The 11,534-nt window shown below is 67.9% G+C and carries 10 protein-coding genes; 5 read left to right on the top strand and 5 right to left on the bottom strand.

Annotated elements, in window-relative coordinates:
• The 3 genes from AB6730_RS03330 to AB6730_RS03340 are packed head-to-tail and all read left to right on the top strand — an operon-like array spanning position 1 to position 1,950.
• Positions 1-360 (top strand): EamA family transporter, encoded by a 360-nt coding sequence (locus tag AB6730_RS03330; RefSeq protein ID WP_371022234.1) that lies wholly within the window; start codon positions 1-3, stop codon positions 358-360.
• Positions 357-755 (top strand): multidrug efflux SMR transporter, encoded by a 399-nt coding sequence (locus AB6730_RS03335; RefSeq protein ID WP_371022235.1) that lies wholly within the window; start codon positions 357-359, stop codon positions 753-755. The genes AB6730_RS03330 and AB6730_RS03335 overlap by 4 nt, the downstream gene beginning before the upstream one ends.
• Complete coding sequence (locus AB6730_RS03340) at positions 739-1,950, top strand: DegT/DnrJ/EryC1/StrS family aminotransferase (RefSeq protein WP_371022236.1); 1,212 nt, start codon at positions 739-741, stop codon at positions 1,948-1,950. The genes AB6730_RS03335 and AB6730_RS03340 overlap by 17 nt, the downstream gene beginning before the upstream one ends.
• A gap of 31 nt (positions 1,951-1,981) precedes the next feature.
• Here AB6730_RS03340 and tsaB read toward each other — a convergent pair whose 3' ends face one another.
• A complete protein-coding gene (tsaB, locus tag AB6730_RS03345; protein ID WP_371022237.1) occupies positions 1,982-2,671 on the bottom strand; it encodes a tRNA (adenosine(37)-N6)-threonylcarbamoyltransferase complex dimerization subunit type 1 TsaB in 690 nt (229 codons plus the stop codon).
• Positions 2,668-4,005 carry a cell envelope integrity protein CreD gene (creD, locus tag AB6730_RS03350; protein ID WP_371022238.1) on the bottom strand — a complete coding sequence of 446 codons (1,338 nt, stop codon included), beginning with the start codon at positions 4,003-4,005 and terminating at the stop codon, positions 2,668-2,670. The genes tsaB and creD overlap by 4 nt, the downstream gene beginning before the upstream one ends.
• Before the next feature lie 210 nt (positions 4,006-4,215).
• Here creD and AB6730_RS03355 point away from each other — a divergent pair, with 210 nt between their 5' ends.
• Positions 4,216-4,605 (top strand): cupin domain-containing protein, encoded by a 390-nt coding sequence (locus AB6730_RS03355; protein WP_371022239.1) that lies wholly within the window; start codon positions 4,216-4,218, stop codon positions 4,603-4,605.
• Positions 4,606-4,665: 60 nt separating this feature from the next.
• On the opposite strand, the gene AB6730_RS03360 is transcribed toward AB6730_RS03355, so the two are convergent.
• A complete protein-coding gene (locus AB6730_RS03360) occupies positions 4,666-6,591 on the bottom strand; it encodes an ATP-dependent DNA helicase (protein WP_371022240.1) in 1,926 nt (641 codons plus the stop codon).
• A gap of 53 nt (positions 6,592-6,644) precedes the next feature.
• Here AB6730_RS03360 and AB6730_RS03365 point away from each other — a divergent pair, with 53 nt between their 5' ends.
• Complete coding sequence (locus tag AB6730_RS03365) at positions 6,645-9,398, top strand: valine--tRNA ligase (RefSeq protein ID WP_371022241.1); 2,754 nt, start codon at positions 6,645-6,647, stop codon at positions 9,396-9,398.
• Between the two features lie 185 nt (positions 9,399-9,583).
• Here the strand turns inward: AB6730_RS03365 and AB6730_RS03370 are convergent, their stop codons facing one another.
• Positions 9,584-10,006: a DNA polymerase III subunit chi gene (locus AB6730_RS03370; RefSeq protein ID WP_371022242.1), complete on the bottom strand. Its 423-nt coding sequence runs from the start codon at positions 10,004-10,006 to the stop codon at positions 9,584-9,586.
• Between the two features lie 10 nt (positions 10,007-10,016).
• Positions 10,017-11,507 carry a leucyl aminopeptidase gene (locus AB6730_RS03375; protein WP_371022243.1) on the bottom strand — a complete coding sequence of 497 codons (1,491 nt, stop codon included), beginning with the start codon at positions 11,505-11,507 and terminating at the stop codon, positions 10,017-10,019.
• Positions 11,508-11,534: the final 27 nt, after the last annotated feature.

The following is an 11,534-nucleotide window of genomic DNA, read 5'->3' on the forward strand; positions in this document are numbered from 1 at the left end:
GTGCACGGCCTCGTCCTCGCTCTGTGGCTGGCCAACGTGCTGCTCGATACCGGCGGCCAGCTGGCCTTCAAGACCGCCGCCGGCGACGACCGCGCGGGCGATGGCCTCGCCCGTTGGCGCTACATGTTCGCGCGTCCCTGGATATGGGCCGGCATCGGTTGCTACGTGGCCGAGTTCGTCGTCTGGATCGCGTTCCTCTCGCTGGTGCCGTTGTCCGAAGGCGTCCTGCTAGGATCGATCAACATCGTCGCGATCATGATCGCCGGCCGCTTCCTGTTCGGCGAACGCCTGAGTCCCTTGCGCGTGACCGGCATCCTGCTGGTGGCCGCCGGCGTCGCCATCGTCGGAGCGGGCGCATGAAGCGCTTCTACGTCATCGGCTTCGCGCTGCTGCTGGCGTTCGACACGCTGAACCTGATCTGCTTCAAGCTGGCCGGCACACAAGCGTTGCCGGTGGCGATGGATGTCGCGTGGCTGCTGCGGGTGTTCTCGCATCCGTGGATCTACGGCGCGGTCGTCGGTTACATCGGCGCCTTCGTCACGTGGATGAGCCTGCTGAAGCACGCGCCGATCGGCCCCGCCTTCGCCGCGTCGCACCTGGAGGTGGTGAGCGTGATGCTGCTGTCCTGGTGGATGTTCTCCGAGCCGGTGACGGTGACGCAGGTCGCCGGCGCGCTGGCGATCGTCGCCGGCATCGTGTGCCTCGCCTTTGCCGAAAGCGGTGAGGAGGCGGCTGCCGATGCCGTTCCGGCCTGAGTACGAGGCACCACCGACGGCAGGCATGCCGTTGGGCCTGGCCGACTTCGGCGGTCCCGATCCCGCACCGCTGACCGCGCTGGCCGCCGTGTGGCTCGGCGTCGAGGAAGTGCAACTGGAATGCTCGGGCACGGCCGCGCTCACGGTGGCCTTGACGGCCTTGGCCGAAGACGCGCCCACGCGACGCGAAGTGGCGATCCCCGCGTTCACCTGCCCACTGGTCCCGCTCGCGATACGTCGCGCGGGGTTGGTACCCCGCCTGGTCGACCTCACGCCGGGCCACTTCGATATGGACCCCCAGCGCCTTACCGACGCCTGCGGCCCGGCCACGCTGGCCGTGGTGCCGACCCATCTCGGTGGCCGCGTCGCCGACGTGGCGGCCGCGAACGCCATCGCCCATCGCGTCGGCGCCGTCACCATCGAGGACGCGGCGCAAGCGCTGGGTGCGCGCTGCGAAGGCGGCTTCGCCGGCACGCGCGGTGACGTCGGCTTCTACAGCCTGGCAGCCGGCAAGGGCCTGTCGATCTTCGAAGGCGGCCTGTTGGTGAGCCGCGACGAAACCTGGCATCCGCGCTTCCGGCGGGCGGCGACGCGCATCTCGCACTGGCACCCCGGCTGGGAATTGCGCAGGTCGCTCGAACTGGCGGCGTACGCGTTGCTCTATCGGCCCCACGGATTGGGTTGGGCGTATGGACGCCCGCTGCGACGCGCATTGCGGCGTGGCGATCTGCTGGGCGCGGCGGGCGAACACTTCGCCGCCGATTTTCCATTGCATCCGGTCGGACGCTGGCGTCGTGCGGTCGGCGCACGAGCCTTCCATCGCCTGCCCGCCTTCATCGAGGCGACATCGCGGCAAGCGCGATCGCGCCTGCCGCGGCTGGCCCTCATTCCCGGCGTGCATGTCTTTACGGACGAAGGCGGCACCTGGCCCTACCTGATGCTGCGCCTGCCCGACCAGGCAACCCGCGACGCGGTGCTGAAGCGGCTATGGCCATCACGGCACGGCGTATCGCGCATGTTCGTGCATGCGCTGCCGGACTATCGGTACCTGGGAATCATGCCGGGCGGCGAAGACGTTCCCCACGCCCGCGACTTCGCGGCGCGCACGCTGACCATCACGAACAGCCCATGGCTGGACGATGCGGCGTTCGAACATGTGTGCGCGGTGATCGAAGCGGTGATCGCTTCGCGCTGAGGCATCGCCGCTCAAGCGGCGATAGCGCGCCTCAGGCGCGCCCCTGCTCCACCAGTGTAAGCGCCACCTTGTCCCGCAAATACACAGGCAGCGCCAGTTCCGGCGCCACCGCCTCACCATCGCGGAAGCACCGCGCCGCCACTTCCGCCACATGCCTGGCCTGCGGATAGCGCGCACCATCCGCCGAGCGGATGGGCGCCCGGATGCGCTCACGCAGGATCGCCTCGTACGTGGCCCAACCCGAACCCACGACATGCCACGCCGATGCCTCCGGCAACACCAGCGCCGCGGCCGTGTCGACACGCTCGCGATCGATCAGGGTGACGCTACCGTCGTCCTCGCGCCGCCACGCGGCGACATAGATCTCGCCCATCCGCGCGTCGATGACGGAAAGGATCGCGGCATCGTCCTCGGGGGCCTCGAGGGCCAGTGCCTGCAGCGAGGACACGGTGACGACCGGCACGTCCAACGCCATCGCCATGCCCTGCGCCAGCGACACGCCAAGGCGCACGCCGGTGAACGCGCCCGGCCCACGGCCCACGGCGATGCCCTGCAACGCTTCGCGTTTCAACCCTGCCTCGGCGAGCAATCCATCGGCCATGGGCAGCACCAGTTCGGCGTGGCGGCGGGGCGCGATCTCGCTGCGTTCGATCACCTCGTCGCCGTGGACGAGGGCGACCGAACAGGCTTCCGTTGAGGTTTCGATGGCGAGGAAGTTCATGGCGTATCCAGCGAGGGAGGGAGCGGCGCCGAGTAGGCGTACCAGTCGATCCGGCGGGTCAGGTACATCAGCAGCGCGATCACCGCGACGAGCACGACCGAACCGATCAGCAGCGCGTACTGTTCCGCTCCGATCAGGCCGTACAGTATGGCGTAAACCAGGGTAAGCACGCCGCCCAGGGCGAGGCCGGCGGCGCGGGCGCGCAGGGCCGCCATGGCGTAGCCACCCACGATCAGCACCACCGCCGCAGCCGCCACGGCGTACGCGGGGCCGAAGCCGATCTGTTCGGACAAGGCCAACAGGAGGACATAGAAGCTGGTCATCGCCGCGCCCACGAGCAGGTACTGCACGGGATGCAGGCGCAGTCCCTTCAGCACCTCGAACAGGAAGAAGGCGACGAAGGTGAGCGCGATGAAGAGCAAGCCATATTTGCCGGCGCGGTCGTTCTGCTGGTACACGCCACCCGGCTGGTAAAGCTTCACGCCGACGGCGGACGGTTCCAGACGCGCCGCCACGTCGGTGTTGGCCACGTCCCAATGCTGACCATACGCACGATTGAGATCGAGCACCTGCCACGTCGCGTCGAATCCTTGTGCGCCGACGCTCCGCTTGCCGGGCAGCAAGGCCCCGGTGAAGCTGGGATCGGGCCACGGCGAGCGGATGCGCAACGCGTTCGTGCGCGCCAGCGGCAAGGCGGAGAACGATTCGGTTCCGGCGATGCGCAGGGTGAGCGCGAAATCCAGCGGCGTGTTCCTCGCCGGATCGATCCGTACCGGCGTGGACAGCACCGTGTATGGCCCCATCCGCGCGGCAGACGAAGATAACCGCGCGGCGCGGCCATCCACCGTGATCGAGGTGATGCCCTGCAAACCGCGCGTGTCGGCGATCAGCAGGCGCAGTTCCGCCTTGTCGGGGTACCAGGCCGCCCCGGTGTCGGTGGCGAAGCGACGCAGGTCCTCGGGCAGGACCCGGCCCCGGATGGTCACGTCGCCGGTATAGACGGGGACTTCGTACATGCCGACGCGCCGCCGGTCCACGGCCAGGTCGGCGACGGTGGTCTGCTCGTCGGCCAGCACGATCTCCGTGCCGTCGCGGACGCTCACCACCTTGCCGTCGCTGCCTTGCGTCTCGTACCGGGTCGGCACGGCCAGGACCAGGCCGCCGAGTGTCTGCGGCCCACCCCATCCTTCGGCGACGCGCGTGGACGCGGCATCGCGCATGGCCTGCCGTTCGCGCACGAGGCCATCGGCCTGGGACAGCGGTATGAGCATGATGAGCGCGAGCATGGCGATGCCCAGCACCTTGGCGGTGATCGATTGCATCCAGCGGAACATGGGCCTCTCCATCGTCGGTGGTGGGACGATCATTGAACGGCGAACGGCGCCGGGAAAGGTCGGTTTCTGTCCCGTACGTGGCGAACAAAGGCGAAATGCGGCCACGGGGTGGGAATGGTGGTCACGCGCCAGGTCGAATGAGAGTGTTCTCATGACAAGCGGCCTCTCCGGCGTGCAGGATCGGCCGATCACCCATGCAAGGACCGCACGATGCTTCCCGTCCAGCTAGCGATGCCCCTGGCCCTCCTCGTCGGAGCCGCCATCGCCGCCACGACCGGCCCCTCCCGAAGCGAAACCCCGCCCGCGGCCACGCAGGCATGGGCGGACGGACAACCGAAAATACGCACGCTGCGCATCTCGATCGAGCCTGGCGCCTCCCTGCCATGGCACAGGCATACCGTGCCGGAGGCGGGTTACCTGCTCGAAGGAGAACTGCACCTGGAAACACGGGAAGGAGCGGCGCGCGTGATACGGCCGGGTGACCCGATCAAGGGCGGTGCCGATGTCATGCGGGGTGGAACGGCCGGGCCGCGGGGAGCGACGGTGGTGGTGTTCTATGCGGATGCCGGCGGAGATCGGGCGGCCGCTTCGGGGGCTTGAAGAGCTCGCGGACAGGGTCCGCGATACCTTCGCTTTGTGGGAGCGGACCCTGTCCGCGATTCAATCCGCCGCGGCGTCCGATGCGAAGAATCCCACCACATCCGCCAACTCCCGCGTCCGCGGCATCGGCGGCAGGCTGGCCAGGAACAACCGTCCATAACCCTTCGTGCTCAGGCGCGGATCGCACAGCACCAGCACCCCACGGTCGTGCACGTCGCGAATCAGGCGGCCGACGCCCTGCTTCAACGCGATCACCGCCGTGGGTACCTGCCATCCCATGAAGGGATTGATCCCCGCTTCCTCCAACGCCTCCAGCCGCGCCTGCAACACCGGATCGTCGGGCATCGCGAAAGGCAGCTTGTCGATCACCACCACGCTCAACGCCTCGCCCGCCACGTCGACGCCTTCCCAGAAACTCGCCGCGCCGAGCAATACGCCGCGTCCGCTCGCCCTGAATTCCTCCAGCAGGCGGTGCCGCGGGGCGCTGCCCTGCACGAACAGCGGCCACGGCACGCGGCCTTCCAGCAACTCCGCCGCGCGGCGCAGCGCGCGATGCGAGGTGAACAGCAGGAAGGCCCGTCCATCCGAGGCATCGAGGACGGGCCGGATGGCATCCACCACCCGGTCGGTGTAGTCGCGAGCGGCAGGATCGGGAAGGTTCGCCGGCAAATACGCCAGCGCCTGGCGCTGATAATCGAAGGGGCTTTCCACATGCAGCGTACGTGGATCTTCCAGCCCCAACTGGCGGGCGAAGTGACCGAAATCACCCGCGATCGACAAGGTCGCCGAGGTATGGATCCACGCAGCATCCGTGGACATGCGCATCGCACGCAGCGGCGCGGCCAGGTCCAGCGGCGTGGCATGCAATGCGAATCCGCGGGGCCAGGTCTCGTACCAGCGCACGTCGCTGGCGGAGTGCTCCTCCGCGATGCGGTCGAGGCGCAGGCTCAGCATCTGCGCCCGTTCGTGCACATTAGCCAGTCCGCGCGAGCGCTCGCCGAGTGCAGCGAGCAAGTCGGCCATGGCCGCCATCACGTCACGCAGTTCCAGCAGCGTTCCGTGCACGGCGGGGTCACGGTCGAGCGCGCCGAAGGGCCCGCGGGGCGGCAACGCATCCATCGCCAGGCGAAGGCGCTTCACGAGGTCCTGGATGGCCTCGACCGGCTCCAGCAACTGGCTGGTGGCGCCGGTGACGCCCTGCGCTTCCGCCAGCGCGTCCTGTCCAAGATCGACGAGTTGCCGCGCACTGACGCTCTGCGAAAAGAACTGGCCGGCAAGCTCCGGAATCTGGTGCGCCTCGTCGAGGATGAAGGCATCGGCACCCGGCAGGATCTCACCGAAGCCTTCCTGCTTGAGCGCGAGGTCGGCCATCAGCAGATGGTGGTTCACCACCACCACGTCCGCCTCCATGGCCTCGCGGCGCGCCTTCACGACGTGGCAATCCTCGAAGAACGGGCATTCGGAGCCGAGGCAGTTTTCCGGCGTGGACGTCACCCGCGGCCAGACGGCCGAGTCTTCCGGGATATCCACCATTTCCATGCGATCGCCCCGCCGCGTGCGGGCCGACCAGGCGCGGATGGCGGACAACTGGGAGACCAGCTGACGGTCGGGATTCCCCTCGCGCACCGCCTGGTCCAGGCGGTAAAGGCACAGGTAGTTGGCCCGCCCCTTGAGCAGGCTCACCCTGGCCCGGCTACCCAGCACCGCGTGCACGCGAGGCAGGTCGCGGAAGAACAGCTGGTCCTGCAAGGCCTTGGTGCCGGTGGAAACGATGACCTTGCGCCCCGACATCAGGGCAGGAACCAGGTAGGCGAAGGTCTTGCCGGTGCCGGTGCCCGCCTCGGCGATCAGGACGTCGCGCTCGGCGATGGCCCCGGCAACCGCCGAGGCCATGCGCTGCTGGGCCTCGCGCGGCGCGAAACCCGGTACTTCACGGGCGAAAGGGCCCTCCGCGCCGAGGATCGCGGCCACTTCGAGTTCAGTCATCCGCCAAGTATCGCCTACAATGGCAGTCTTTTTCGTCGTCCGAGAGCCCACGCATGGACAAGAGTTTCGAGCCCAGCCAGATCGAGTCGAAGTGGTACGCCCAGTGGGAGGCGAACGGCTATTTCAAGCCGTCCGGCAAGGGTACGCCCTACACGATCATGCTGCCGCCGCCCAATGTCACGGGCACGCTCCATATGGGCCACGCGTTCCAGCACACGATCATGGACACCCTGGTGCGCTACCACCGCATGCGCGGCTACGACACGCTGTGGCAGCTCGGCACCGACCACGCGGGCATCGCCACCGAGATGGTGGTCACCCGCCAGCTCAACGCGGAGGGTAAGCAGCGCTCGGATTTCGACCGTGAATCGTTCATCGCCCGCGTCTGGGAGTGGAAGGCCGAGTCCGGCGACACGATCGGCCGCCAGATGCGCCGCCTGGGCGTGTCGGGCGACTGGACGCGCGAGCGCTTCACCATGGACGAGGGCATGTCCGAGGCGGTGATCGAGACCTTCGTGCGGCTTTCCGAGGAAGGCCTGATCTATCGCGGGCAGAAGCTGGTCAACTGGGACCCGGTGCTGAAGACGGCGATCTCCGACCTCGAAGTGGTCAGCGAAGAAGAAGACGGTTCGCTCTGGTCGATCCGCTACCCGCTCGCCGACGGCTCGGGCGAACTCGTCGTCGCCACCACGCGCCCGGAAACCATGCTGGGCGACGTCGCCGTGGCCGTGCATCCGGAAGACGAACGCTATGCGCACCTGGTCGGGCGCATGCTCGCGCTGCCGCTGTCGAACCGGCAGATCCCGATCATCGCCGACGATTACGTCGAGAAGGACTTCGGTACCGGCTGCGTGAAGATCACGCCCGCGCACGACTTCAACGACTATGCCATCGGCCAGCGCCACAACCTGCCGATGATCAACATCCTCACCGACGATGCGAGGATCAACGACGCCGCGCCGGAAAAATACCGCGGCATGGATCGCTACGTCGCGCGCAAGGCCGTGCTCGCCGACCTGGAGGCCGAAGACCTCCTGGTGGAGACGAAGAAGCACAAGCTGCAGGTGCCGCGTGGCGATCGCAGCGGCCAGGTGATCGAGCCGTACCTCACCTGGCAGTGGTTCGTGAAAATGGACACGCTCGCCGCGCGCGGACTGGAACTGGTCGAACAAGGCCACGTGAAGTTCGTGCCCGAGAACTGGATCAGCACCTACCGCCACTGGCTGGCCAACATCCAGGACTGGTGCATCAGCCGCCAGCTGACCTGGGGCCATCGCATCCCGGCGTGGTACACCGACAACGGCGGCGTGATCGTCGCTCGGAACGAAGAAGAGGCTGCCGCCAGGGCCGCCGCACAGGGTTATACCGGCGCGCTGCGCCGCGACGACGACGTGCTCGAAACATGGTTCTCGTCTGGCTTGTGGAGCCACTCCACGCTCGGCTGGCCGAACCCGCAGCGCCAGGCCGAGTTGGGCTTCGACCGCTACCTGCCGTCGAGCGTGCTGGTGACCGGCTTCGACATCATCTTCTTCTGGGTCGCGCGCATGATCATGCTCACCGACCACTTCACGGGCGAGGTCCCGTTCAAGGACGTCTACGTCACGGGCCTCATCCGCGACAAGGACGGCCAGAAGATGTCCAAGTCGAAGGGCAACGTGCTCGACCCGCTCGATCTCATCGACGGCATCACCCTCGACGAACTGCTCGCCAAGCGCACGCGTGGGCTGATGCAGCCGAAGATGGCCGAGAAGATCGAGAAGTCCACGCGCAAGGAGTTCGCCGAGGGCATCCCCGCCTTCGGTGCCGACGCGCTGCGCTTCACCTTCGCCTCGCTCGCCACGCACGGCCGCGACATCAAGTTCGACCTGGAACGTTGCGGTGGCTACAAGGCCTTCGTCAACAAGCTGTGGAACGCGTCGCGCTTCGTGCTGATGAACCTCGGCGATGAAGCGATCTCGCCGACGAAGCCGTCGACCGAAGCCGAGCGCTGGATCCTCACCCGCCTGCGCGACACGCTGGCGACGGTGAAGGAACAACTCGCGCTCTATCGTTTCGACCTCGCCGCGCAGGCCTTGTACGAGTTCACCTGGAACGAGTTCTGCGACTGGTTCCTGGAACTGTCCAAGCCCGCCCTCAACAGTGGCGATGCCGCCGCCGTGGCGTCCACGCGATACACGCTCGTGCACGTGCTCGAGACGCTGCTGCGCGCGCTGCATCCGCTGATTCCCTTCGTCACCGAGGAAATCTGGCAGCACGTGCGCCCGTTGCTCGCCATCGAGGGCGAGACGATCATGCTTCGGCCCTATCCGGAAGCCTCGGACGTGGAAGGCGACGATACGGCCACCGCCGAGATCGAATGGGTCAAGGACGTGCTCACCGGCGTCCGCCGCATCCGTGCGGAAATGAACATCGCCCCGGGCAAGACCATCCCGCTGCTCTTCGCCGACGGCGATGCGACGGATCGCGAGCGCGCGGCGAAGTTCGCGGCGCAGGTCGCCTTCCTGGGGCGGGTGGAGTCACCGGCCTGGGTGGATGGCGAAGAGCCCGCCGCGGCGGTCGCCGTGGTCGGCGGCATGCGGGTGCTGATCCCGCTGGAAGGATTGATCGACGTGGGCGCGGAGAAGACGCGTCTCGCCAAGGAAATCGCCCGCGTGGAAAGCGAGATCAAGAAGTGCGAAGCCAAGCTGGGCAACGCCAACTTCGTCGCCAATGCCCCGGTGGAAGTCGTCGAGCAGGAGCGCCAGCGCATCGCCGACTGGACCCGTCAGGCCGATGCGATGCGTGAGCAGGCGCGGAAGCTGGGCTGAGGGTATTGAGGGTATCGCCGGCAAAGCATCGCCGCTGAAGCGGCTCCCACACAGCATCGGGTAGACCGGTCAGGACTAAACCTTGTGGGAGTCCGGTTAGGGATAAACCTTGTGGGAGCCGACTTTGTCGGCGATCCCGCGGCAGCGGGCCAGGTCGCAACAACAGGGTGGGAGCCGACTTCAGCTCACATATCGTGCTTGTTCACCTCGAATCCCGCCTTCTTGTACTCCGTCCAGCGCACACGCGATCCCTCGCGTTCGGCCGGATCGGCCGCGACCACTTCCAGCACCCGGTCGAAGCGGCCCTGCGCGCAGGTATCGCGCAGGTTGATCACCATCGGCCGGTCGGCGGTTTCCACGCCCGGCGGCACGATCAGCACCGCCGTGTTCGCGTCGTCATCGTCGCCCGCGAGCTGGTGCGGAATGTAGCTGTCCTCGTCGAACGACCACAGGTATTCGTCGACCGCCTCGGCCTGCTCGAAATCGCGGGTGAGGATCAGGGTCGACTGCTGGGCCGCGAACGCGCGCTTGGCGAGCTCGCAGACCAGCAACAGCGGGTCCTCGCGGAACCGCGGCTTGTCGATCAGGTAGAAATCGGCACGCGGCATCGGAGCGGAATCAACCGGCGGCGACGCGGTCGAGCAACCACTGGGTCAGGAGCGGCACGGGGCGGCCCGTGGCCATGCCCTTGCGACCCTCGTCCCACGCGGTGCCGGCGATGTCCAGGTGCGCCCAGCGACGCCCTTCGGTGAATCGGGCGAGGAAGCAGCCGGCCGTGATCGCACCGGCGTACTTGCCGCCGATATTGGCCACGTCGGCGAAACCGGACTCGAGCTGGCTCTGGTAGTCGTCCCACAGCGGCAGGCGCCACGCGCGATCGAGCGTGGCCTCGCCCGCGGCGAGCAGTTCGGCGGAAAGCGCCTCGTCCTTGGTCATCAGGCCGCTGGCGTGCTTGCCCAGGGCGACGACGCAGGCGCCGGTCAGGGTCGCGGCGTCGATGATGGTGTGCGGATCGAACCGCTTGCCGGTATAGGTGAGCGCGTCGCAGAGGATCAGCCGGCCCTCGGCATCGGTATTGAGCACCTCGATGGTGATTCCCGACAGGCTGGTCAGCACATCGCCCGGCCGATAAGCGGCGCCGTCCGGCATGTTTTCCACCGCCGGGACCACGCAGACGAGGTTCACCGGCAGCTTGAGCTTCACCGCGGCGACGAAGGCGCCGAGCACGCCGGCCGCGCCGCACATGTCGAACTTCATCTCTTCCATGCCCGGGCCGGGCTTGAGGCTGACGCCACCGGTGTCGAAGGTGATGCCCTTGCCGACGAAGGCATAGGGCTTTTCGCCCTCCTTGCCGCCGTTCCACTGCAGGATGACGAGGCGCGGCGCGTTCGCCGAGCCACGCGCCACGGCGAGCAGGGAGCCGAAGCCCTCGCGCTCCATGTCGGCGCGGTCGAGCGCCTCGAAGCTGACGCCCTCGTGGGCGTCGGCGAAGGCGCGCGCCTGGTCGGCGATGTAGTCGGGGTTGCAGATGTTCGGCGGCAGGTTGCCCAGTTCGCGGGCGTAGCGCACGCCCTCGGCGATGGCGCGGGCCTCGGCGAGCCCGGTTTCGCCCTCGGCGGGACCGACCAGGGTGACCGAGGCCAGTTCCGGCTGTGCCTTGTCGCGCGGCTTCAGCGTGGCGGTGTAGCGATAGGCGGCATGGTCGGTGACCAGGGCGGCGACGCGCAGGCGCCAGGCGGCATCGCGGCCGGGCACGTCGACCTCGGGCAGCCAGCTGACGGCTTCCGTGACCGGCAGGCGGCCGATCGCGCGGGCGGCTTCCTGGGTGACCCGCTGGTAGCGGGCGGCATCGAAGGACTTCTGCGCGCCCAGGCCCAGGATGAGCACACGGGCGGCGGCCACGCCCGCCGGCTGCAACAGGGTGACGACGTTGCCGACCTTCCCGGTGACGTCGCCGGCCTCGAGCAGGCGCTTGATGGCCCCGTTCGCGGCGGTGTCGATCCGCGCCGCGGCGCTGGTCAGGACACCATTCTCGTAGACGCCGACCACCGCCACCGGGGTAGCGGTCGACTCCGGAGCGTTGGAACCGAGGCTGAACTGAACCGTCATAGCTTACTGTCCTGCGAAAGCCCGCCG

This window comes from Luteibacter sp. RCC_6_2, from assembly GCF_041360655.1.
Lineage (GTDB): Bacteria > Pseudomonadota > Gammaproteobacteria > Xanthomonadales > Rhodanobacteraceae > Luteibacter.